Annotated in this window: 16 protein-coding genes; 13 read left to right on the forward strand and 3 right to left on the reverse strand. The window is 75.0% G+C overall.

Annotated features, from left to right (window positions below):
* Window positions 1-122 precede the first annotated feature (122 nt).
* The 3 genes from ABT014_RS08290 to ABT014_RS08300 all read left to right on the forward strand — a co-directional run bounded on the left by ABT014_RS08290 (window position 123) and on the right by ABT014_RS08300 (window position 8,248).
* Complete coding sequence (locus tag ABT014_RS08290) at window positions 123-3,638, forward strand: ATP-dependent helicase (protein ID WP_350637863.1); 3,516 nt, start codon at window positions 123-125, stop codon at window positions 3,636-3,638.
* Window positions 3,639-3,674: 36 nt separating this feature from the next.
* Window positions 3,675-6,866, forward strand: a complete 3,192-nt coding sequence (locus ABT014_RS08295) for an ATP-dependent helicase (RefSeq protein ID WP_350637864.1) — start codon at window positions 3,675-3,677, stop codon at window positions 6,864-6,866.
* A gap of 191 nt (window positions 6,867-7,057) precedes the next feature.
* Window positions 7,058-8,248: a PP2C family protein-serine/threonine phosphatase gene (locus ABT014_RS08300; RefSeq protein WP_350637865.1), complete on the forward strand. Its 1,191-nt coding sequence runs from the start codon at window positions 7,058-7,060 to the stop codon at window positions 8,246-8,248.
* A gap of 28 nt (window positions 8,249-8,276) precedes the next feature.
* On the opposite strand, the gene ABT014_RS08305 is transcribed toward ABT014_RS08300, so the two are convergent.
* Entirely contained in the window at window positions 8,277-9,257 is a 981-nt protein-coding gene (locus ABT014_RS08305) for an endonuclease/exonuclease/phosphatase family protein (protein WP_350637866.1), read from the reverse strand.
* A 64-nt stretch (window positions 9,258-9,321) separates the two neighbouring features.
* Between ABT014_RS08305 and ABT014_RS08310 the strand changes: the two genes are divergently transcribed.
* From ABT014_RS08310 to ABT014_RS08335, 6 genes are all read left to right on the forward strand, one after another.
* Entirely contained in the window at window positions 9,322-9,927 is a 606-nt protein-coding gene (locus ABT014_RS08310) for a PadR family transcriptional regulator (RefSeq protein WP_350637867.1), read from the forward strand.
* Between the two features lie 103 nt (window positions 9,928-10,030).
* Entirely contained in the window at window positions 10,031-10,786 is a 756-nt protein-coding gene (locus ABT014_RS08315) for an ABC transporter ATP-binding protein (protein ID WP_350637868.1), read from the forward strand.
* Window positions 10,783-13,653, forward strand: a complete 2,871-nt coding sequence (locus ABT014_RS08320) for an FtsX-like permease family protein (RefSeq protein WP_350637869.1) — start codon at window positions 10,783-10,785, stop codon at window positions 13,651-13,653. Before ABT014_RS08315 ends, ABT014_RS08320 begins: the two co-directional genes overlap by 4 nt.
* 121 nt (window positions 13,654-13,774) lie before the next feature.
* Complete coding sequence (locus tag ABT014_RS08325; RefSeq protein WP_350637870.1) at window positions 13,775-15,175, forward strand: dipeptidase; 1,401 nt, start codon at window positions 13,775-13,777, stop codon at window positions 15,173-15,175.
* A gap of 75 nt (window positions 15,176-15,250) precedes the next feature.
* The gene (gene nudC, locus ABT014_RS08330; protein ID WP_350637871.1) at window positions 15,251-16,207 is read left to right on the forward strand and encodes an NAD(+) diphosphatase; all 957 of its coding nucleotides are present in this window, start codon (window positions 15,251-15,253) and stop codon (window positions 16,205-16,207) included.
* A gap of 381 nt (window positions 16,208-16,588) precedes the next feature.
* A complete protein-coding gene (locus tag ABT014_RS08335) occupies window positions 16,589-17,389 on the forward strand; it encodes a GntR family transcriptional regulator (protein WP_350637872.1) in 801 nt (266 codons plus the stop codon).
* 58 nt (window positions 17,390-17,447) lie between these two features.
* Here ABT014_RS08335 and ABT014_RS08340 read toward each other — a convergent pair whose 3' ends face one another.
* Window positions 17,448-17,705: a mycoredoxin gene (locus tag ABT014_RS08340; protein ID WP_350637873.1), complete on the reverse strand. Its 258-nt coding sequence runs from the start codon at window positions 17,703-17,705 to the stop codon at window positions 17,448-17,450.
* Window positions 17,706-17,928: 223 nt separating this feature from the next.
* Between ABT014_RS08340 and ABT014_RS08345 the strand changes: the two genes are divergently transcribed.
* The 4 genes from ABT014_RS08345 (at window position 17,929) to ABT014_RS08360 (ending at window position 21,930) form a co-directional block, all read left to right on the forward strand.
* Window positions 17,929-20,274, forward strand: coding sequence for an ATP-dependent DNA helicase UvrD2 (locus ABT014_RS08345; protein WP_350637874.1), 2,346 nt, complete (start codon window positions 17,929-17,931; stop codon window positions 20,272-20,274).
* Window positions 20,275-20,504: 230 nt separating this feature from the next.
* Complete coding sequence (locus tag ABT014_RS08350; protein ID WP_350637875.1) at window positions 20,505-20,993, forward strand: hypothetical protein; 489 nt, start codon at window positions 20,505-20,507, stop codon at window positions 20,991-20,993.
* Window positions 20,994-21,160: 167 nt separating this feature from the next.
* Window positions 21,161-21,526: a WhiB family transcriptional regulator gene (locus ABT014_RS08355; protein WP_350637876.1), complete on the forward strand. Its 366-nt coding sequence runs from the start codon at window positions 21,161-21,163 to the stop codon at window positions 21,524-21,526.
* Window positions 21,523-21,930 carry a putative WhiB-interacting protein gene (locus tag ABT014_RS08360; RefSeq protein ID WP_350637877.1) on the forward strand — a complete coding sequence of 136 codons (408 nt, stop codon included), beginning with the start codon at window positions 21,523-21,525 and terminating at the stop codon, window positions 21,928-21,930. Before ABT014_RS08355 ends, ABT014_RS08360 begins: the two co-directional genes overlap by 4 nt.
* Window positions 21,931-22,064: 134 nt before the next feature.
* On the opposite strand, the gene ABT014_RS08365 is transcribed toward ABT014_RS08360, so the two are convergent.
* The gene (locus ABT014_RS08365) at window positions 22,065-23,408 is read right to left on the reverse strand and encodes an ABC1 kinase family protein (protein WP_350637878.1); all 1,344 of its coding nucleotides are present in this window, start codon (window positions 23,406-23,408) and stop codon (window positions 22,065-22,067) included.
* Window positions 23,409-23,519 lie beyond the last annotated feature (111 nt).

Raw genomic sequence — 23,519 nt, forward strand, 5'->3', positions numbered from 1 at the left:
GGGAACCGGGTGCGCGGACGGGAATGACGGGGCAGGATCGTAGGCTCGATGTCTGCGGTCCGCCCCGGGGCCGCTGTGCAGCAGCCCGAAGCACGACCCTGGCACAACCGTTCTGGACCGCATTGACCTCCCCTTTCCGCCTGGTGCGCAGCCCGCTCGCACACCCCGCCCCGCCTGCGCTCGACCAGTATCAGCAGGCGGTGGTCGAGCACGCCTCGGGCCCGCTGCTGGTGCTCGCCGGCCCCGGCACCGGCAAGACCACCACGCTGGTCGAGGCGGTGGCCCGGCGGATCGCCGCCGGCACGGATCCCGAACGGATCCTGGTGCTCACCTTCAGCCGCAAGGCGGCGATGGAGCTGCGCGACCGGATGACCGCGCGGGTCGCCGACGGCCTCGCCCCGCAGGCCACCACCTTCCACTCGTTCTGCTACGCCCTGCTGCGCGCCCACCAGAGCCCCGAGGAGTACGCCGACCCGCTGCGCCTGCTCTCCGGCCCGGAGCAGGACGTGATGGTCCGCGAGCTGCTGGCGGGCGACGCCGAGGACGCCCGCCTCGGGGTCGGCCGGATCGGCTGGCCGCTGGACCTGCGCGCCTGCCTGACCACCCGCGGCTTCGCCGACGAGGTCCGCGCGGTGCTCGCCCGCAGCCGCGAGCTCGGTCTCGGCGAGGCCGAGCTGGCCCGCTTCGCCGACGGAGTGCAGCGCCCGGACTGGGCCGCCGCCGCCCACTTCCTGGCCGACTACCTGGACGTGCTGGACCTGCGCGGGGTGCTCGACTACGCCGAGCTGGTGCACCGGGCGGTGCTGCTCGCCGAGCGCCCCGAGGTGGGCGCCGGGCTGCGCGAGCGGTACGAGGTGGTGTTCGTCGACGAGTACCAGGACACCGACCCCTCCCAGGTGCGGCTGCTGCGGCAGCTGGCCGGCGACGGGCGGGACCTGGTCGCGGTGGGCGACCCGGACCAGTCGATCTACGCCTTCCGCGGCGCGGACATCAACGGCATCCTCGACTTCCCGCAGACCTTCCGGCAGGCCGGCGGCGCCCCGGCCGAGGTCCAGGTGTTGCGGGTGTCCCGCCGCTCGGGCGCGGTGCTGCTGGCCGCCTCCCGGGAGCTCGCCCGGCGGATGCCGATGGGACGGCTGCCCGCCGACAAGCTCGCCCAGCACCGGGCGCTGCTGCCCGCCCGCGAGGGCGGCCGGGTCGAGGTCTACAGCTACCCCACGCCCGGCGCCGAGCTGGACTCGATCGCCGACCTGCTGCGCCGCGCGCACCTGGAGGACGGGGTGCCGTGGGGCGAGATGGCGGTGCTGGTCCGCGCCGGCGCGCGGTCGATCCCCGGGGTGCGCCGGGCGCTGACCTCGGCGGGCGTCCCGCTGGAGATCGACGGCGACGACCTGCCGCTGCGCGAGGAGCCCGCCGTCACCCCGCTGCTCCAGGCGCTGGGGGTGTGCGCCGAGCCGCTCGCCGCGCTGACCGCGGAGGTCGCGCACACCCTGCTCACCGGGCCCCTCGGCGGCCTGGACGGCTCCGACCTGCGCCGGCTCGGGCGGGCGCTGCGCGAGGAGGAACGCCTGGCGCTGCGGGCGGCCGCCCGGGCGGCGGACCACGCGGCCGGCGGGGGCCCGGTCGGCGGGGACACCGCGGCCGGCGACGAGGACGGCGGCTGGGACCTGACCGAGCCCGACCCGGAGCCCGAGCCGGATCCCGAGCAGGAGCCGTGGGAGCCGGAGTGGACCCCGGAGCAGGAGTCGGAGTGGGACCAGGAGCAGGACCAGGAACCGGCGGCCACGCCGCTGGTCCCCGCCCAGCGCCGGGAGGGCGACCGGGGGCCGGTGCCGAGGGCCCCGCGCGCCGCCGGTGAGCTGATCCGGGAGGCGCTGGCCGAGCCCGAGCGGCTGATCGCGATGGAGCCGCTGTACGCCCGCCGCGCCCGTGACCTCGGCATGCTGCTCCGCAAGGTCCGCGAACTGCTGGCCGGCGGCGGCAGCGCCGAGGAGGCGCTCTGGGAGCTGTGGGACGGCAGTCGGCGCTGGCGGGAGCGGCTGGAGCGGGCCGCGCTGCGCGGCGGCGCGGGCGGGCGCAACGCCGACCGCGACCTGGACGCGCTCTGCGCCCTGTTCGAGACCGCCGCCCGGGCGGAGGAGCAGGTGGCCGGCCACCGCGGCGCGGCGGAGCTGCTGGCCGAGCTGGAGGCGCAGGACATCGCCGCCGACACGCTGACCGTCCGCGCGGTGCGCCCGGACGCGGTCCGGCTGATGACCGCGCACCGCTCCAAGGGGCTGGAGTGGCGGCTGGTGGTGGTGGCCGGCGTCCAGGAGGGCCTGTGGCCCGACCTGCGGCGCCGCGGCTCGCTGCTGGAGGCCGACCGGATCGGCCGGGACGGCCTCGCCGAGCCGCTCTCCCCGGCCGCGCTGCTCGGCGAGGAGCGCCGGCTGTTCTACGTCGCCGCCACCCGGGCCAAGGAACGCCTGGTCGTCACCGCCGTGAAGGCCCAGGCCGAGGACGGTGACGAGCCGTCCCGGTTCCTGCGCGAGCTGTACCGCGAGGAGCTCGACCCGGCGACCGGCCGGGTGCGCAGCCGTACCCCCCAGGTCACCGTGGAGGACGTCACCAGCCGCCCGCGCCGGCCGCTGTCGGTGGCCGCGCTGGTCGCCGAGCTGCGGTCGGTGACCGTGGACGGCTCCGCGCCCGCCGGGCTGCGGCAGGCCGCCGCCGAGCGCCTGGCCCAGCTGGCGGGCGCCACCGACGAGGACGGGGTCCCGCTGGTGCCCGCCGCCCACCCGGACCGCTGGTGGGGGCTGGTCGACCAGAGCGCCGCCCCCGAGCCGCTGCGCGAGGCCGACGTGCCCGTGCGGCTCTCCGGCAGCGGGCTGGAGCAGCTGGAGAACTGCGCCCTGCAGTGGTTCCTGGACAAGGACGTGAAGGCGGCGACCACCACCACGGCCGCGCAGGGCTTCGGCAACGTGGTGCACGCGCTGGCCGACGAGGTCGGCTCCGGGCGCACCCCGGCCGACCTCGCCGTGCTGATGGAGCGGCTGGACACGGTCTGGGACGCGCTCGCCTTCGACGCCCCCTGGAAGTCCCAGCAGGAGAAGACCGAGGCCCGCTCGGCGCTGGAGCGCTTCCTGCACTGGCACGTCCTGGAGCGCGACCGCACCACCGTCGCCACCGAGCACGGCTTCGACCTGACCCTGACGGTCGGCGGCGTCGCGGTCCGCATCCGCGGCTCGATGGACCGGGTCGAGCAGGACGCGGTCGGCCGGGCGTACGTGGTCGACTTCAAGACCGGCAAGCGGATCCCGACCGACAAGTCGCTGCCCGAGCACAAGCAGCTCGCGGTCTACCAGCTGGCCGCCCGCAACGGCGCGCTCGACGCCCTGCCCGGCTTCGCGGACGGCGCGGCCGTCGGCGGCGCCGAGCTGGTGCACCTGCGGGAGCCCGCCAAGCGGGAGGCCGAGGGGCCGAAGGTCCAGCACCAGGGCCCGCCGGAGGGCGAACCGTGGATCGAGAACCTGCTGGCCGACGCGGCCGGCCGGGTGCTGGCCGAACGCTTCGTGCCGACCGCCGGGGAGGGCTGCGCCCGGTGCTCCTTCCGCGCCAGCTGCTCCGCCCAGCGGGACGGCCGCCAGCTGGTCGAGTGACCCGCGCTGTCGGTGCCAGCGGTTAGCGTTGTCGGCGTGCAAGCCGTGCTCACCCACCCCGACCAGCTGAAGGAGCTGCTCGGCGTCCCCTTCAACCGGGAGCAGATGCTCGCCATCGGCGCCCCGCTGGAGCCTGCCGTGATCGTGGCCGGCGCCGGCTCCGGGAAGACCACGGTGATGGCCGCCCGGGTGGTGTGGCTGGTCGGCTCGGGCGCCGTCCGGCCGGAGCAGGTGCTCGGCCTCACCTTCACCAACAAGGCGGCCGGCGAGCTGTCCGAGCGGGTCCGCAAGGCCCTGGTCCGGGCCCAGGTGCTGGAGCCGGACGAGGAGGTGCTCGGCGAGCCCGAGATCTCCACCTACCACGCCTTCGCCGGCCGGCTGCTGAAGGAGCACGGCCTGCGCCTGGGCATAGAGCCGGACGTGCGGCTGCTCGCCGACGCGACCCGCTTCCAGCTCGCCGCCAAGGTGCTCCGCTCGGCCCCCGGCCCCTACCCCGGCCTGACCGGCACCTTCTCCACTCTGGTCGCGGACCTGATCGCGCTCGACGGCGAGCTGGCCGAGCACCTGGTCGAGCCGGCCGCGCTGCGCGCGTACGACCAGGAGCTGCTGGACGCCCTCGCCACCGTCCGGCTGACCAACGACGACCTGCGGGCGGTGCCCGCCGCGGCCGGCGCCCGGCAGGAGCTGCTGCACCTGGTCGAGGACTACCGCCGGCGCAAGCGCGCGGCCGGCCTGATGGACTTCGGCGACCAGATCGCCGCCGGCGCCCGGCTCGCCCAGGAGCGGCCGGAGGTGGGGCGGCTGCTGCGCGAGCAGTTCCGGGTGGTGCTGCTGGACGAGTACCAGGACACCTCGGTCGCCCAGCGGCTGATGCTGGCCGGCCTGTTCGGCGCGGGCGCCGGCCACCCGGTCACCGCGGTCGGCGACCCGTGCCAGGCCATCTACGGCTGGCGGGGCGCCTCGGTGGCCAACCTGGACGACTTCCCGGTGCACTTCCCGCGCCGCGACGGCACCCCCGCCGCCCGGTACGCGCTGAGCGAGAACCGCCGCAGCGGCGGGCGGCTGCTGGACTTCGCCAACCGGCTGGCCGCACCGCTGCGCGCGATGCACGAGGGCGTGGAGGCGCTGCGCCCGGCGCCCGGGGTGGAGCAGGACGGCTTCGTGCGCTGCGCCCTGCTGCCCACCCACGCCGAGGAGATCGACTGGCTGGCCGACTCGATCGCGCACCTGGTGCGGACCGGCACCGCGCCGGGCCGGATCGCGGTGCTCTGCCGGGGCGGCGCCGCCTTCCCCGACATCCACGCCGCACTGGTCGCCCGCGAGGTGCCGGTCGAGGTGGTGGGCCTGGGCGGGCTGCTCCAGCTGCCGGAGGTGGCGGACCTGGTGGCGGTCTGCGAGGTGCTCCAGGACCCGACGGCCAACGCGGCGCTGGTCCGGCTGCTGATCGGCCCGCGCTGGCGGATCGGCCCGCGCGACCTGGCGCTGCTCGGCCGCCGCGCCGCCGACCTGGTGCGCACCGAGCGGCTGCCGGGCGCCGACCCGCTGGCCGCCGCGGTCGCCGAGACCGACCCGACCGAGGTGGTCTCGCTCGCCGACGCGCTGGAGACCTTCCTGGAGCCGCAGCCGCCGGACGAGCTGCCGTTCTCGCCGGAGGCCAAGGTCCGGTTCGCCCGGCTGGCCAGGGAGCTTCGGGAGCTGCGCCGCTCGTTGGCCGAGCCGCTGATGGACGTGCTGCACCGGGTGCTGGCCGCCACCGGCCTGGAGGTGGAGCTGTCCGCCTCCCCGCTGGCGCTGGCCGCCCGCCGGCGCGAGACCCTGCACAGCTTCCTGGACGTGGCGGCCGGCTTCGCCGACCTGGACGGTGACCCGGGCCTGTCCGCCTTCCTGGCCTTCCTGCGCGCCGCCCAGGAGTACGAGCGCGGGCTGGACAACAGCCTGCCCGGCGGCGAGGACACCGTGAAGGTGCTCACCGCGCACAAGTCCAAGGGGCTGGAGTGGGACGTGGTGGTGGTCCCGGGCCTGGTCAAGGACGCGTTCCCGAGCGGCAAGGGGCGCGAGCGCTGGACCAGCACCAAGAAGGTGCTGCCGCACGCCCTGCGCGGGGACGCGGCGACCCTGCCCGCCGATCCGCAGTGGACCGCCAAGGGCATGACCCTGTTCAAGAAGGAGATGGCCGCCCACTCGGCCACCGAGGAGCTGCGGCTCGGCTACGTGGCCTTCACCCGGCCGCGTTCGCTGCTGCTGGCCGCCGGGCACTGGTGGGGGCCGAGCCAGAAGCGCCGCCGCGGCCCGTCCGACTTCCTGCGCCGGCTTGCGGAGTTCTGCGAGCTGCCCGGGAGCGGTGAGGTCGAGCGGTGGGCCGAGGAGCCGCTGCCGGACGCGGAGAATCCGGCGCTCACCGTCTCGGTGGAGACGCCGTGGCCGCTCCCGCTGGACCGGGACGCGCAGGCGGCCCGCCGCCGGGTGGCCGGCGTGGTGCAGGCCCGGCTGGCCGGGCGGCCGGCCCCCGAACCGGCCGAGCTCACCCCGGAGGCCCGCCGCACGGTGGCCTCCTGGGACCGCGATCTGGGCTCCCTGCTCGGCGAGTTGGAGAAGTCCAGGCGCGGCGTCCGGGAGGTGCCGCTGCCGGCGTCGCTGTCCGCCTCGCAGCTGATGCGGCTGGCGGCCGACCCGGACGGCTTCGCCCGCGAGCTGGCCCGCCCGATGCCCCGCCCGCCGCAGCCGGCCGCCCGCCGGGGCACCCGGTTCCACGCCTGGGTGCAGTCCCGGATCGAACCGCTGATGCTGATCGAGCCGTTCGAGCTGCCCGGGGCGGACGAGGACGGCATCGAGGACGAGCGCGACCTGGAGCGGCTCAAGGAGGCGTTCCTGCGCAGCCCGTACGCCACGCGGCGGCCGTTGCGGGTCGAGGCGCCCTTCCAACTGATGCTCGCGGGGCGGGTGGTGCGCGGCCGGATCGATGCGGTCTACCGGGAGGGTGACGGTGACGCGGCGTCACCGGCTTCGTCACGCTACGAGGTCGTGGACTGGAAGACCCACCGGGAGGAGACCGCCGACCCGCTCCAACTGGCCATCTACCGGGTGGCCTGGGCGGAGCTGGCGGGCGTTCCGGTGGAGCAGGTCACGGCTTCCTTCCTGTACGTCCGCAGCGGCCGGGTGGAAAGACCGTCAGGACTTCCCGACCGAAAAGAGTTGACCCGGCTTCTGATCGGGAATAGTGAAGAATGAGTCACGCAGAGCATCCAAGTCGTCACGGGATCATGCGAAACCTGTGCGGTGTGCACGTTTCGCGCCTATTGTGGGGTCGGTAACCGGTCACCTCCGTACCCGGGCCCACCCGCAGGGACGGCAGTCCCTGACTTTCCGTCATCACTGCAGGTGTCCCCTGGCACCGGCCACCTCCGCTGGAGTGAGCGAAGTTGAGCGCGACCGGATGGATCAGAGAACGGATCGCCGGGCCCGCCCCCGGGGCGCTGCCCGGCACCCCTACCGGCACCTGGCCGCGGCTCTCGCACGCGCTGCCGCTGGTCGGGCTGCTGCTGGTGGCCTCGCTGGACTGGTTCAGCGACAGCCGGGTCACCGTGGAGCCGGCCCTCACCGCCGTCCCCGCGCTGGCCGCCGTGGTCAGCCGCCGCACCTGGTACCCGCTGTTCATCGGCGCGGTGGCCGAGCTGGTGGCCTTCCTGATGGCCGCCTACAACCGGGTGCTCGGCGAGTCGGTGCACACCGCGACGGTGCTGGCGATCGCCCTGGTGGCCGGTATCGGCTGGGTCAGCGCCACGCTGCGGCTGCGCCAGGAACGGGCGCTGGCCGAGGCGCAGCTGGTCGCCGAGGTCGCCCGCCGGGTGCTGCTGCGCTCGGTGCCCGACCGGGTGGGCAGCGTCCGGGCGGCCGTGCACTACGCGGCCGCCGCCGCGCACGCCTCGATCGGCGGTGACCTGTACGAGGTGGTCAACACCCGGCACGGCGTGCGGGCCGTGGTCGGCGACGTCCGCGGCAAGGGCCTGAACGCGGTGGAGACGGCCGCCGCCGTGCTCGGCGCCTTCCGCGAGGCCGCCCACCAGGAGCCCTCGCTGCCCCGGGTGGCCGGCTGGCTGGCCGACAGCCTGGACCGCGCGCTGCACGAGAACGACCACCCGGGCGTGGAGGAGGAGTTCGTCACGCTGGTACTGATCGGGGTCTGCCCGGACGGCACCGCGGAGATCGTCAACTGCGGCCACCCCGGCCCGATGCTGGTCCGCGCCGACGGCGAGCTCGAACTGCAGGAGCCGGCCGAGCCGGTGCCGCCGCTCGGCGTGCTCGACCCGCCGGACGTCCACCCGCCGGTGCAGCGGCTGGCGCTGCGGCCGGGCGACCGCGTGCTGCTGTACACCGACGGCGTGATCGAGGCCCGCGACGACCGGGGCGTGTTCTACCCGCTCGGCGAGCGGCTGCCCGGCCTCGCGGTCGGTGGTCCGGTCGAGGTGCTCCGCCGCCTGCACGAGGACGTGGTGCGGCACGTCGGCCACAAGCTGGGGGACGACGCGGCGATGCTGCTGCTCCAGTACGAGCCGACCGGCTGCCAGCTCCCGCACCAGGCGGGCGGCCGGCAGGCCGTCGGCAACGCCTGACCCGGGCGCCCGGAGAGGGCGCCCGGCCTCAGAGGGTGACCTCCACCACCAGCGGCCGGTGGTCCGAGACGCCGGTGTGCGGGGCGGCCGCCGGGCCGACCGCGCGGCGCGGCACGCCGACCGCCAGCACGTGGTCGAACTGCACGGCCGGCCGGTGCGAGGGGTAGGTCGGGGTCCTGGCCAGGTCGTACCAGCCCTGCAGCCGCGGCCGGGGCTCGCGCACCCGCCGGCGCCGCGGCCCCGGCTGCGCGGCCCGGGCCCGGCGGGCGGCCCGCAGCTCCCGGATCCGCTCCTGCGAGGTGCCGCGCTCCAGCGCGCTGGCCCCGCCGAGCACGGTCCGCGGCACCGCGCCGACCAGGTTGAAGTCGCCCAGCACCAGGTAGGGCTTGGGCAGGTCGGCGATCCACCGGCGGATCGCGGCCAGCTGGGCCACGTTCCACCCGGGCACGAAGGACAGGTGGGTGGCGACCACCGTGAACGGGCCGTGCGCCCCCTCCAGCACCGCGGCGAGCGCCGCCCTGGGCTCGTCCGGGACGGGCGTCAGGCCGCGCCGGCCGGCCACTCGCAGCGGCAGCCCGAACGGCGCCGGCGCGAACCGGCGGGCCCGCCAGTGGTGCACCGGCAGCCGGGTGAGCAGGGCGGTGCCGTAGCAGGGCCGGTCGGTGGCGGTGTCGACCTCGGCGGGCCCGTAGACCTTCAGGCCGGTGATCTCCGGGTCGGTCAGCCAGCCGGCCACCGGGGCGGGCCGTCCGTGCACCGCGGCGGCGAACCGCCAGTCGGCGGCGCCCATCGCCTTGGCGGCGACGGCGCTCTGGTCGACCAGGCCCGAGCGGTCCTGGTGGCGGTCGACCTCCTGGAGCGCGAGCACGTCCGCGTCCAGGGCGGTGACGGCGTCGGCGAGCGGTCCGCCCGGGTCGCCCGCGGGCTCCGGGAACGGCAGCGGACTGCCGTCGGCGGCCACGGGCTGACCGTGCAGCAGGTTGAAGGTGGCGATGCGCAGCTGGCTCACACCGTACGACGGTACCGGGTGCCGGGCTTGAGCAGTTTGGACATACCGGGTATACATACCTGGTATGTCCATCCGTCACGGTCTTCTCGCCCTCCTCGACCAGGGCCCGCGCTACGGCTACCAGCTGCGCACCGAGTTCGAGGCCCGCACCGGCGCCACCTGGCCGCTCAACGTCGGCCAGGTCTACACGACGCTGGGCCGCCTGGAGCGGGACGGCCTGGTCGCCCCGGCCGGCGAGGACGAGGAGGGGCACCTCTTCTACGCCGCCACCGATGAAGGACGCGCGGAACTGCGTCGCTGGTTCGACACCCCGGTGCCGCGGACCAATCCGCCCCGGGACGAGCTGGCGATCAAGCTGGCGATGGCGGTGACCGTCCCGGGCGTCGACGTGCCCGCGGTGGTCCAGGGCCAGCGGCGGCACAGCATGAAGGCGCTCCAGGACTACACCCGCCTCAAGGGGCAGGCGCTGGCCGCCGACGCCGGGCGGGAGACCGACCTGGCCTGGCTGCTGGTGCTGGAGCAGCTGATCTTCCAGACCGAGGCCGAGATCCGCTGGCTCGACCACTGCGAGACCCGGCTCGTCCGGCGGCAGGAGCAGATGCAGGAGGCGCAGGAGCAGGCCGCGGCGCCCCCGGTCCCCGCGCCCGGCCGCCGCCGCTCGCGGCTGTGAACCGTCCGTCGGCCGCCCCACCGGCCGGCCCCTCCCGGCACCGGCCCGCGCGGCCGGCGCCACCCACGAACCACGAACCACCAAGCTCAGGGGGAAGTTGACCATGTCTCAAACCGAAGCGCCGGTACTGCACCTGGAGCAGGTCAGCCGGGTCCACGGTCAGGGCGCCGCCGAGGTGCACGCCCTGCGGAGCGTCGACCTCAAGGTGCACCCGGGCGAGTTGGTCGCCGTGATGGGCCCGAGCGGCTCCGGCAAGTCCACCCTGCTCACGCTGGCCGGCGGCCTGGACTCGCCGACCGGCGGGCGGGTGCTGGTGGAGGGCGTCTCCCTCGGCGAGCTCAGCCGCAAGCGGCAGGCCGAGGTCCGCCGCCGGGCGGTCGGCTACGTCTTCCAGGACTACAACCTGATCCCCGCGCTCACCGCCGCCGAGAACATCGCCCTGCCCCGGGAGCTGGACGGCGTCTCCGCGCGGGCCGCCCGCCGCGAGGCCATGGCCGCGCTGGAGGAGCTGGGCATCGCCGAGCTGGCGGACCGCTTCCCGGACGGAATGTCCGGCGGCCAGCAGCAGCGGGTGGCGATCGCCCGTTCGCTGATCGGCGACCGCCGCCTGGTGCTGGCCGACGAGCCCACCGGCGCACTGGACTCCACCACCGGCGAGACCGTGCTCGCCGTGCTGCGCGCCCGCTGCGACGCCGGTGCGGCGGCCATGATGGTCACCCACGAGGCCCGGCACGCCGCCTGGGCGGACCGGGTGGTCTTCCTGCGCGACGGCCGGCTGGTCGACGAGACCGCCCAGCAGGACGCGGCCACCCTGCTGGTCACCGCGGCCACCAACAGCATCAAGGGCGGATCCGAGTGAAGCTCTCCGCCTGGCGCGCCAGCCTGCGCATAGCCCGCCGCGACGCGCTGCGCGCCAAGGGTCGTAGCGCCCTGGTGCTCGCCATGATCGCGCTGCCGGTGCTCGGGGTGACCGGCGCCGACGTGGTCTTCCGCAGCTCCGAGCTGAGCGGGGCGGAACGGTCCGACCGGCTGATGGGCCGGGCGGACGCGCTGCTCATGGTCGAGCAGCTCGGCGGCACCGTGCTCCAGGAGCCCGACGCCGACCAGGGCCGCACCCTCGCCGAGGTCCCCAAGGGCACGCCGCCCACCCCCGAGCAGACCCGCGCGGCGGCGGCCGCGGCCGACCCGGCCGCGCTGGTCAAGCAGCTGCTGCCGGCCGGCACCGTGCTGGTGCCGCTCGTCCAGGGCAACGGCACCTCGGCCACCAGCAAGGAGGGCCGGGTCAGGGCCGAGACCACGGAGGCCGACCTCACCGACCCGGTGTGGCGCGGCAGGATCAACCTGACCGCCGGCCGGGCACCCGCCGGCCCGCAGGAGGTGGCCGCCACCCAGGCCTTCCTCGACGAGGCCAAACTCAAGATCGGCGACACCACCTCGCTGCGCGGCCTGGAGAACAAGCCGTTCACCATCACCGCGGCCGTCGAGCACCCGGATTCGCTCCGCAACGTGGAGCTGATCGGCCGCCCCGGCGCCCTGGTCGAGCCGCTGCGCGCCGCCCAGGCCCAGCGGGACGACCGCTTCGCGGCCGAGCCGCGCTGGCTGGTCGAGCTCCCCGCCGGCGCCCGGCTGGACTGGCCGAAGGTGATGGAGCTCAACAAGTACGGCCTGGCGGCCACCTCGCGGGCGGTCCTGGTGGACCCGCCGGCGCGCGCCCAGGTGCCGTACGACGTCTGGAGCGACCAGCACAACGGCGGCAGCAGCGGGTTCGACCAGACCGGGCTGATCATCGCCGGGACGGTGGCGGGCATGGCGCTGCTGGAGATCGTCCTGCTGGCCGGCCCCGCCTTCGCGGTCGGCGCCCGGCGCTCGCGCCGCCAGCTCGGCCTGCTCGCCGCCGGTGGCGGTGACCGCTCGCACATCCGGGCCGTGGTGCTCGGCGGCGGCGTGGTGCTCGGCCTGGCCGGCGCGGTCGTCGGCGTGGTGCTCGCGGTCGCCCTGGTGGCCGTCGCCAGGCCGTGGCTGGAGGTGCAGGGCGGCACCCGCTTCGGCCACCTGAACGTGCAGCCGGTCGACCTGCTCGCGGTGGCGGCCGTCGGCCTGATCACCGGGCTGCTCGCGGCCGTCGTGCCGGCCGTCCAGGCCTCCCGCCAGGACGTGGTGGAGGCGCTCACCGGCCGCGGCTCGATCAAGCCGGCCAACCGCAAGCTCGCCCTGCTCGGCCTGCTGATGGTCGTCGGCGGCGCCTCGCTCGCCCTGCTCGGCGCCAGCACCGGCGTCGGCGGCCGGGCCACCTCGGTGCTCGGCGGTTCGGTGCTCGCCGAACTCGGCATGGTGCTGCTCACCCCGGTGCTGGTCGGCCTGTTCGGCCGCCTCGGCCGGCACCTGCCGCTCGCCCCGCGGCTGGCCCTGCGCGACTCCGTCCGGCACCGCGGACGGACCGCCCCGGCGGTCGCCGCCGTGATGGCGGCCGTGGCCGGCTCGGTCGCGGTCGGGATCTACAGCACCAGCCTCGACCAGGAGAGCCGCGACAACTACCGGCCCGGGCTGCCGGCCGGCGCGGTCTCGGTCGTCACCGGCTACGGCGGCGAGGCCGATCTGGCCGAACTGCCCAAGCTGCGGGCGGCCGTCGAGCAGTCGATCCCCGACCTCGGGCGGCGCGCGGACGTCTCCAGTGCCGGGTTCCAGGGCAACTGCCGGGTGCTCGCGGGCGACTGCGGCACCATCGAGCTGTCCGTCCCGAAGGAGCGGCGCTGCCCGGCGACCGACCCGGACCTCCGGGCGGACCGCGACCCGGGCGACCCGGAGTTCAACCGCTTGATGCGCGAGGACCCGCGCTGCGTCACCTTCCGCTACCCGATGGGTGGTTCCGGCTTCGGTGACCTCCCGGTCGGCGACGCCACCGCGTTGCACAACCTGTTCGGGGTGGACGACCCGGCGGGCGCGCAGGCGCTCGCCCAGGGCAAGGCCGTGGTCTTCGACGAGCTCTACGTCAAGGACGGGAAGGTCACCTTCGACCTGACCGAGCGCGCGGCGACCGACGACCAGGGCGCCGCCGTGCCGGGCGGGCGCTCGGACCGCAAGGTCGACCACGTCAGCGTGGACGCGGTGGTGGTCAAGGCGCAGACCCCGGGCTCGGCCTTCGTCAGCCCGGACACCGCCCGCCGGCTGGGCTTCCAGGTGGCCGAGGTCGGCTCGGTCTGGCTGCCGGACGCCGTCCCCGCCGACGGCCCGGAGCAGAAGGCCTCGGCGGCGGTCGCCAAGGCCAGCGACGGCGCGTACCTCCAGGTCGAGCGCGGCTACCAGTCGGAGCAGACGCTGGTCACGCTCGGTCTGACCGGCTTCGCGGCGCTGGTCGCGCTCGGCGCGGCCGGCATCGCCACCGGCCTGGCGGCCGCCGACTCCCAGCGCGACCTGACCACCCTCGCGGCGGTCGGTGCGGCCGGCGGCATCCGGCGCCGGCTGGCCGGATTCCAGTGCGGGGTGATCGCCGCGATGGGCGCGGTGCTCGGCACCCTCGCCGGCATCGTCCCGGCGGTGGCGCTGCGCAAGGTCGAGGCCGCCTCGGGCCCGGCGATGATGATGGGCATGGGCGTCCCGCACGACCCGGTGATCGCCGTCCCGTGGGGGAGCCTCGCGCTCACCCTGATCGGGCTGCCGGTGGTGGCCACCGTGCTGGCGATGCTGCTCACCCGCTCCCGGCTGGTGCTGGTGCGCCGCGGCGACTGACCGCCCGGACACCCGTGCAGGAGGCCGCCGGCCCCGGAACCCCGTCGAGTGACGGAGGTTACGGGGCCGGCGGCACAGGGCCGTGGGCGAGCGCCCGGCCGGGCGAACTAAAGTCGTCCGTATGACGAAAACCCCGGACAGCGTCGTCCGCTCCTACATCGACCAGCACGAGGCCGACTTCCTGCGGGAGCTGGCCGACTGGCTGCGCATCCCCTCCGTCTCCGCCGACCCGGAGCGGGCCGGCGAGGTCCGCCGGTCCGCCGAGTGGCTGGCCGCCTCGCTGGTGTCGACCGGCTTCCCGGTGGCCGAGGTGTGGGAGACCGAGGGCCTGCCGGCGGTGTTCGCCGAGTGGCCGTCCGGGGACCCGGACGCCCCCACCGTGCTGGTGTACGGGCACCACGACGTGCAGCCCGCGGCCAAGGAGGACGGCTGGGCGACCGAGCCGTTCGAGCCGACCGTGATCGGCCGTCAGCTGTTCGCCCGCGGCGCCGCCGACGACAAGGGCCAGGTCTTCTTCCACACCCTCGGGCTGCGCGCGCACCTGGCCGCCACCGGCCGCACCGCCCCGGCGGTCAACCTCAAGCTGCTGGTGGAGGGCGAGGAGGAGTCCGGCTCGCCGAACTTCGCCGCGCTGGTGCGGCGCGAGGCCGAGCGGCTGGCCGCGGACGTCGTGATCATCTCGGACACCGGGATGTGGGCCGAGGACACCCCGACCGTCTGCACCGGTATGCGGGGCCTGGCCGACTGCCAGATCGACCTCCGCGGCCCGGACACCGACATCCACTCCGGCTCCTTCGGCGGCGCCGTCCCCAACCCGGCCTCGGTCGCGGCCGAGCTGGCCGCCGCGCTGCACGACGGCGACCGGCGGGTGGCGATCCCGGGCTTCTACGACGGCGTGGTCGAGCTGACCGACGAGGAGCGCGCGCTCTTCGCCGAGCTGCCCTTCGACGAGGCGCAGTGGCTGCGGGTGGCGAAGTCGTACGGGACCCAGGGCGAGGCCGGCTACTCCACCCTGGAGCGGGTCTGGGCCCGGCCGACCGCCGAGGTGAACGGCATCTGGGGCGGCTACACCGGCCCCGGCGGCAAGACCATCGTGCCGGCCGACGCCCACCTCAAGCTCTCCTTCCGGCTGGTGGCCGGCCAGGAGGTGGAGAAGGTCCGGGAGGCCGTCCGCGCCTGGGTGGCCGAGCGGGTGCCGGAGGGCATCCGGTACGAGCTGGTCTTCCCCGGGGCCACCCGCCCCTGCCTCACCCCGCTGGACCACCCGGCGCTGCAGTCCACCGTCCGGGCGATGGGCCGGGCGTTCGAGCAGAAGATCCTGTTCACCCGTGAGGGCGGTTCCGGCCCGGCCGCGGACCTCCAGGACGTGCTGGGCGCCCCCGTGCTGTTCCTGGGCATCTCGGTGCCCTCGGACGGCTGGCACTCGGTGAACGAGAAGGTCGAGCTGGACCTGCTGCGCAAGGGTGTCGAGGCGGCCGCGTACCTCTGGGGCGACCTCGCCGAGACCTGGCCGCAGGCGTGAGCGGGCCGGCCACCACCGCGGCCGCGACCGCCACGACGACCACCACCACCATCACCACCACGACGAGCGATCCTGATGATCCGAACGGGATGGACCGAGTTGAGCAGCGTGCCTGACAGCAAGCACCTGGCCCTGGCCCGCGCCGGGGTGGACCGGGCCGCGCACCACCGGTTCGACGAGCCGTGGCTGGCCGCGGCCTGGAGCCACCCGAGCACCAAGGTGCTGCCGATCTCCGGCGGCGAGGCCTTCGTGGTCGACACCGGGCAGGGCAGCGAGCTGGTCCTGCTGCCCTCCTTCGAGGCGCCGGCGGCCGGTGACCGCTACTTCCTCGGCACGGACGAGGCGGGCGTCTCGTACTTCGCGCTGGCCTGCGACAGCCTGCCGGGCCGCCTCGACGGCGACGCCCGGCCGGCCGGGCTGCGCGAGGTCGGGGCGACCCTGTCCGACCGCGACGCCGGGCTGCTGGTGCACGCGGTGGCGCTGGAGCACTGGCACCGGCTGCACAGCTTCTGCTCGCGCTGCGGGCACCCGACCGAGAAGGCCGGGGCGGGGCACGTCCGCCGCTGCACCTCCTGCGCGGCGGAGCACTACCCGCGCACCGACCCCGCGGTGATCATGCTGATCACCGACGAGCAGGACCGCTGCCTGCTGGGCCGGCAGGCGCTCTGGCCGGAGGGGCGCTGGTCCACCCTGGCCGGGTTCGTCGAGCCGGGCGAGTCGCTGGAGCAGGCGGTGGCCCGCGAGGTGCTGGAGGAGGCCGGGGTCCGGGTCGGCGAGGTGGCGTACGTGGCCAGCCAGCCGTGGCCGTTCCCGTCCAGCCTGATGCTCGGCTTCATGGGCCGGGCCGAACCGGGCGGCACCGACATCACGGTGGACGGCGAGGAGCTGGCGGAGGCTCGCTGGGTCTCCCGCGAGGAGCTGCGGGCCGGGATGGCGGCGGGGGAGATCCTGCCGCCGTCCGGGATCTCGATCGCCCGGCACCTGGTCGAGCTCTGGTTCGGCGAGCCGCTGCCGGCGGCGGCCCGCTGGTAGCTGCGGGTTGCCGCCGGGTTGCCGGGGCCGGCAGGAACGCGGGGCGCCCGGGGAAACGGGGCGCCCGGAGGCACGGGCAGCGCCCGGGGTGCGTGACAGAAATGGGGCGCGTGGAATTCTCCGCGCGCCCCTTTGGTACGGCAGAATCGCTTTTCCCGTCACCGGCGCGATCGCGGCGGGGCGTGGTCGAACAACCGCCCGGTGCCCCGCCACCGGCCCGTCCGGCCCGGGAACCCCGGCCCGCCGGGCGTCCGGGCCGGTGCGGCAGCGGAATTCCGCGGTAATCGGCGCGGCCCGCCCCGGACCGGCAATCCGCCCGGGCCGACCGGTATTGGCGGGTTCTCCTGAAACGCCGCAAGTCGAATGGATACATTCACTCGGGTGACAATCCCTCGCGGCGGCGTGCCGTCCCCCAAGTACCAGCGCCTCGCGGCCGATCTGCGCCGCCGGATCGAGGCCGGCGAGTGGCAGGGCGGCGCCCAGCTCCCGGTCGAGAGCGAGCTGGAGCACCACTACGGCGTGGCCCGCAACACCGTCCGGCTCGCGGTCGACCTGCTGGTCAACGAGGGGCGGCTGGTCCGCCTCCAGGGCAAGGGCACCTACCTCAAGCAGCAGCCGCTGCTCGACCACCGGGCCTACGCGCCGGCCCGGGTGCCCGGCCAGCGCGACTCGCTCGCGGCGCCCTCCGAGGTCTACACCAGGGAGGCCCGGGCGGCCGGGCGCCGGCTCACGGTGGACTTCGAGATGCTCATCGTCCGGGCCCGGGCGGACGTCGCCGACTGGCTCGGCCTGGCTCCCGGCGAGGCCGTGGTGGTCCGCCGCCAGCTGCGGATGACCGACCGCGAGCCGTACTCGATCGAGGAGAGCCACTACCGGGCCGGGCTGGCGGCCGGGACGGCCCTGATGGAGCCCGAACCGGTGGCCGGCGGCGACGAGGCGGCACTGGCCGCGATCGGCCGCACCGAGACCGGCGGGGTCGACCACCTGGTCTCCCGGATGCCGGGGCCGGCCGAGGCGGCCTGGTTCGAGATCGGCCCGGGGGTGCCGCTGCTGGTCCAGACCCGGGTCAGCTCCGACCGGCGCGGCCCGGTCCGGGTGATCGAGACCCGCTACGCGGCCGACCGCTGCCGGCTGCTCTACGGGCTCGGCGAGGCCGCCGGGCGCGCGTACGAGCCGCACTGACGACCGCGGCCCCGCCCCCCGCGATGGGGGACGGGGCCACGGACCGCCGCGGGCCGGCTCAGCCGGCCAGCGCGGCCTGGACCTGGCGCAGGCTCGGGTTGGTCATCACGACCTGGTCGCCGCCGGCGGCCGGCACCACCAGCACGGTCGGGACCACCTGGTTGCCGCCGTTCACCGACTCCACGAAGGTCGCCGAGTCCGGGTCCTCCTCGATGTTGATCACCGTGTAGCCGATGCCCTCGCGATCCAGCTGGCTCTTGAGGCGGTTGCAGTAGCCGCACCAGGTCGTGCTGTACATCGTGACGCTGCCGGACATGGCGGGAGCTCCTTCGAAGACGGGGGGCGTGCGGTCGCAGCAGTGAACGCCCGGGACGGCCCGGCCATTCCGCGGCCGCTCCGGCGTGTGACTCGGCGCACACCCCGGGGTGCGTGGTGATGGTCGGACCATTGTGGTCGCCCTGTGGACAACCGTGGGCAGAGTGTCGGCAGACCCTGTCAGGATGTCCGGACCGGCCGGCCGGGCCCGCCGGGCTGAGAGGATGGACGGTATGCAGGAAGAGCTCTTGGGTGACTTCGGCCGCTACGACGGGTACGGCCAGGGCGGCGAGCCGCCGGTCGGCGCCGACGCCGTGCTGGCCGGACTCGACCCCGAGCAGCGGGCCGTCGCCACCGCCCTGCACGGGCCGGTCTGCGTGCTCGCGGGCGCCGGCACCGGCAAGACCCGGGCCATCACCCACCGGATCGCCTACGGCGTGCGCAGCGGCGTCTACCAGCCGCAGCAGGTGCTCGCCGTGACGTTCACCGCCCGGGCGGCCGGCGAGATGCGCGGGCGGCTCCGCCAGCTCGGCGCCGAGGGCGTCCAGGCCCGGACGTTCCACTCCGCCGCGCTGCGCCAGCTCCAGTACTTCTGGCCGCGGGCCGTCGGCGGCGAGGTGCCCCGGCTGCTGGAGCGCAAGGTCCAGCTGGTCGCCGAGTCGGCCGGCCGCAGCGGGCTGCGGGTGCAGCGCACCGAGCTGCGCGACCTCACCGCCGAGATCGAGTGGGCCAAGGTCACCCAGATCGTGCCGGACGACTACCCGGCCGCCGTGCTCAAGACCGGCCGCGACGCCCCGCGCGACCCGGCCGAGGTGGCCCGGGTCTACGCCACGTACGAACAGACCAAGCGCGACCGCGGCGTGATCGACTTCGAGGACGTGCTGCTGCTCACCGCCGCCATCCTGGAGGACCGCCCGGAGATCGGCGCCCAGGTGCGGGCCCAGTACCGGCACTTCACCGTCGACGAGTACCAGGACGTCTCGCCGCTCCAGCAGCGGCTGCTCGACCAGTGGACGGCCGGCGGCGCCAGCCTCTGCGTGGTCGGCGACGCCAGCCAGACGATCTACTCCTTCACCGGGGCCACCCCCGACTTCCTGCTGAACTTCCGCCACCGGCACCCCGACGCCACCCTGGTCAAGCTGGTCCGGGACTACCGCTCCACCCCGCAGGTCGTCCACCTGGCCAACGGGCTGCTCTCGCAGGCCCGCGGGCACGCCGCCCAGCACCGCCTGGAGCTGGTCTCGCAGCGCGAGGCCGGCCCCGAGCCGGTGTACACCGAGTACGTGGACGAGCCGACCGAGGCCGAGAGCACCGCGCAGCGGATCAAGGAGTTGATGGCCCAGGGCGTGCGGGCGAGCGAGATCGCGGTGCTGTTCCGCACCAACGGCCAGTCCGAGGTGTACGAGCAGGCCCTCGCCGACCTGGGGATCTCCTACCAGCTCAAGGGCGCCGAGCGGTTCTTCGAGCGCCCGGAGGTCCGGGAGGCCGGGGTGCTGCTCAAGGGCGCCGCCCGGGCGGGGGAGGACCCGCTCACCGCCGACGCGCCCGACCTCGCCGCCCAGGTCCGCGCGGTGCTCGCCACCCGGGGCTTCGGCGCCAACCCGCCGGCCGGCTCCGGCGCGGTGCGCGAGCGCTGGGAGTCGCTGGCCGCCCTCGTCCGGCTGGCCGAGGAGTTCGAGGCGGGCCGCCGGGCCGCCGGCGGGCGGGCCGACCTCGCCGCCTACGTCGCCGAGCTGGACGCCCGCGCCGCCGCCCAGCACGCCCCCGCGGTCGAGGGCGTCACGCTGGCCTCGCTGCACGCCGCCAAGGGCCTGGAATGGGACGCGGTCTTCCTGGTCGGCCTGACCGAGGGCACCCTGCCGATCATCTACGCCAAGACCGACGAGCAGGTCGAGGAGGAGCGCCGGCTGCTCTACGTCGGCGTCACCCGGGCCCGCGCCCACCTCTCGCTCTCCTGGGCGCTGTCGCGCTCCCCCGGGGGGCGGGCGAGCCGCAAGCCCACGCGCTTCCTGGACGGGCTGCGCCCCGGCTCGGGCTCGGCCGGTGCGCGCTCGCGCGGTGGGCGCGGAGGCGTGGAGCCCGGCGCGGACCGCTCGGCCGCGCGCCGTGCGCGCGGTCCGGTCAAGTGCCGGGTCTGCGACCGCACGCTGACCGACGCGGTGGAGCGCAAGCTGCGCCGGTGCGAGAGCTGCCCGTCCTCGATGGACGAGGCGCTGTTCGAGCGGCTGCGGGAGTGGCGGGCCCGGCAGGCCAAGCAGCAGGGCGTGCCGGCCTACGTGGTGTTCACCGACGCGACCCTGATGGCGATCGCCGAGGACGTGCCCGGCGGGGAGCGCGAGCTGGCCCTGATCTCCGGTGTGGGCGCCATGAAGCTGGACAAGTACGGCGCCGCCGTGCTCTCGTTGTGTGCGGGGGAGGATCCGTGGGAGGACTCCGCGGAGGAGCCTGCGGGCGAGCCCGGGGACGATCCCGCGGCCGAGCCCGACGGGCTGCACGTCGAACTGCCCGCCGAACCGCCCGTCGAACCCCTTGCCGAGCCCGCCGACGACCCGTCGGACGAGCCGGCCTGACCGCCCGCGAGGGCGGCCGCCGGACCGGCCGGGAAACTCGCCGGGAAAATAGTTTGCGCCCCGTGCATGGAGCGCAATAGCCTGCCGGAGCGGTCAAGGGGACGAGATCGCAAGCCGCGCGCGGAAGGGCTCCTTTCTGCCTGCCGGCACACCTGCTTGACCTGACCGACATCCGAACATCGGGACCTGGGTAACCGGGCACCGCGAGACGCCGAGAGGAGGCGAAGACAGTGGAAACCAAGATGATCACCAAACTGACTGGCCAGACCGTTATCGCCATGCCTCCGGGAGCTGTCTCATCGTTCGGCATTCTCGGCACCTCGACCCGATCCGCGCAGCTGCGCGACGTGGTCGTGCTGTCCGACAACGGTCTGGGTCTCGACGTCACCGGTGTCTGCGTTGCCGCGGGTACCACCGGCAGTGGTCTCACTGTCAGTGGCCTGGGCGACACTGCGGGCATGCGTGTCGAGACGGGTCTGTCCCGTGACTGGGCGGAGTTCGCCGGCGGCCTCGGGCTGCGCGATGAGCGACCGACCCAGGCATCGAAGACGGCGGTAGCAGCTGCGAAGCATGGCGGCTATCTGCAGGTCCTCGGTGCCGGAGCCACCAAGAAGCAGGACGAGCAGCAGATCAACCAGGCCAAGGCCGCCCGCAACGGCGCCTCGGCCATCCGGATGCGGGCCTTCCGCGGGCCTGAACCCTGGAGCGAACGAACCTGAGAAACCCTCGGGTCGACCCTCCAGGGCCGCGGAATCCTTCACCGGGATCCGCGGCCCTTCTGTTTTGTCCGGTACGCAAGACCACCCAGGCCCTCCGGGGCCTCCGGCCCAGCCCAACCAGTCGGCTGAAGCCGGACCCACAGCAAAAGACGAGGAAGACGCCAACAGTGTCCACGGTCATCACACCGCCACTCCCGTCCGTACCGACCGACAAGACCGTCAAGGCCGACCAGGCCGACCCACCGGAGGTTTCTCTCATGCAGCTCACCGCGATCGACGAGGCCGACGCCCTCGGCGTGCCCGTCCCCTGCCGCTCCTTCGACCCGGAGGTCTTCTTCGCCGAGACGCCGGCGGACGTGGAGTACGCGAAGTCCCTCTGCGGCACCTGCCCGGTGAAGGCGGCCTGCCTGACCGGTGCGCTCGAGCGCCGCGAGCCGTGGGGCGTCTGGGGTGGCGAGCTCTTCGTCCAGGGTGTGGTCGTGGCCCGCAAGCGGCCGCGTGGCCGCCCGCGCAAGACCGAGGTCATGGCGTGAACCCCGCCGGTACGACCGCCGCGCATCCGGCCGCCCGACGGGGAGAGCAGCCCCCGACGGACCGCGCCCTGCGCCTCTCCGTACGCCTCGCCGCCGCCAAGGCGGACGCAGCCGCAGCCAGCCACTTCCCGACTCCGCACCACAAGCAGGACCACCACATGACCCCCCACGCCATCGACATCACCGCCCGCACCAAGCAGGGCGACGAACTTCAGATCCAGAACAGGACCCTCGAAATGCATCTCCTCCAGGAATCCCTGGCCCGAGCCCATATGCAGGAACGCCTCCAAGAGGCTGAGCACCAACGGATGGCCCTGCGGGCCCACCGGGCGGCCAAGCTCGTCCGGAAGGCCGAGCGGGCCTCTCTGCGCGCCCGTCGGGCGCTGGCCGTCGCCCTGATGTGACGACCACCCGCCGCCGGCGGCACCGAGCGCGGTGCCGCCCGGCGGCGTTGAACGGACGAACGGCGATGGCCGCTCCCCGACGGGGGAGCGGCCATCGCCGTTCGCGTGCGCGGTCCGGGGTGGCCCGCCCGGGCTCAGGCCGGAGCGGCCTCCCCGGCGAACCCGGGCAGCCAGTCCAGCATCTCCGCCCGGAACGGCGCGTTGGCACCCAGCTGGCAGAGCACGCCGATGGTGCTGAGCGTGACCCGGTGGATCAGCAGGTACGAGGGCGGCAGGTTGAGCTGCTTGCCGAGGTTGTACGCCGGCGAGCGGGGGTCGCCGATCCTGGCCGCCTGGGAGCGCATCCAGCTGCGGGTGAAGTGGAACGTCTCCACCTCGGCCGGCTCGATGATCGGCAGCAGGTAGTCCAGCACCGCGTCCGGGTCCAGCGCGATCGAGGGCTTGACGAAGCCCTCCTCGCGGAGCATCTCCAGCACCCCGGTGGCGTCGCCGGCCAGCGCCATCCGCAGCGAGTCGCCGATCGGGCGGGGCAGCCCGCCGGGCAGCCGGTCCACCGTGCCGAAGTCCAGCACCCCGAGCCGCCACCGCTCGATCGGGCCGTCGTCCTTGAGCAGGCGGAAGTTGCCCGGGTGCGGGTCGGCGTGCAGCAGGCCGGTGCGGGACGGCCCGGCGAACAGGAAGCGGGCCAGCAGCTGCCCGGCCCGGTCCCGCTCGGCCTGGGAGCCCTTGGCGATCACCTCGGAGAGCGGGGTGCCGTCCATCCACTCGGTGATCAGCACCTGGTCGGCCTGGGCGACCACCCGGGGCACCTCGATGTCCGGGTCGTCCGCGAACTCCTCGGCGTGCCGCTGCTGCGCCGCCGCCTCCAGCTCGTAGTCCAGCTCCTCGGCGACCCGGGCGCGCAGCTCGGAGATCAGCGGCTTGACGTCCAGCCCGGGGATGAGCGGGCCGATCAGCCAGGCCACCCGGGAGAGCTGGCCCAGGTCGGCGAGCAGCGCCTCGCCGGCGCCCGGGTACTGCACCTTGACGGCGACCTTGCGGCCGTCGTGCCAGACCGCGCGGTGGACCTGCCCGATCGAGGCGGCGGCGGCCGGCCGGTCCTCGAAACTGCGGAACTGCTTGCGCCAGTTCGGGCCGAGCCGCTCGGCGAGGGCGGCGTGCACCTTGCCCGCGGGCATCGGCGGCGCGGCCTCCTGAAGCTTCGTCAGGGCGGCCCGGTAGGGGCCGGCCACCTCCTCGGGCAGGGCGGCCTCGAAGACCGACAGCGCCTGGCCGAACTTCATGGCGCCGCCCTTGAGTTCACCGAGGACCTTGAACAACTGGTCGGCGGTGGCCTGCTGGAGCTCGGCGGTGACCTCGTCGGCGGGCCGGCCGCCGATCCGCCGGCCGAGGCCCAGGGTGGCGCGGCCGGCGATGCCCAGCGGCAGGGCGGCGAGCCGCGCCGTTCGGGTCACTGCCTTGCGCGGAAGATCGCTCAACCCGGGCCTCCCTCTTGGTACGCCCCGCGAGGCCGCCGGGGACGGGCACGGCACCCACGGGACAGTGGTCACCAGCCATTGTGCCCGCTCGCCCCGGCGGGGCCGACGGAA

Origin of the sequence: Kitasatospora sp. NPDC094015, from assembly GCF_040304075.1 — a bacterium.
GTDB lineage: Bacteria > Actinomycetota > Actinomycetes > Streptomycetales > Streptomycetaceae > Kitasatospora.

Excerpts from the sequence above, each read along its gene's own strand:
- nudC (WP_350637871.1), top strand. The coding sequence starts at position 15,251 with ATGATCCGAACGGGATGGACCGAGTTGAGCAGCGTGCCTGACAGCAAG.
- ABT014_RS08325 (WP_350637870.1), top strand. The coding sequence starts at position 13,775 with ATGACGAAAACCCCGGACAGCGTCGTCCGCTCCTACATCGACCAGCAC.
- ABT014_RS08310 (WP_350637867.1), top strand. The coding sequence starts at position 9,322 with ATGTCCATCCGTCACGGTCTTCTCGCCCTCCTCGACCAGGGCCCGCGC.
- ABT014_RS08315 (WP_350637868.1), top strand. The coding sequence starts at position 10,031 with ATGTCTCAAACCGAAGCGCCGGTACTGCACCTGGAGCAGGTCAGCCGG.
- ABT014_RS08340 (WP_350637873.1), bottom strand. The coding sequence starts at position 17,705 with ATGTCCGGCAGCGTCACGATGTACAGCACGACCTGGTGCGGCTACTGC.
- ABT014_RS08345 (WP_350637874.1), top strand. The coding sequence starts at position 17,929 with ATGGACGGTATGCAGGAAGAGCTCTTGGGTGACTTCGGCCGCTACGAC.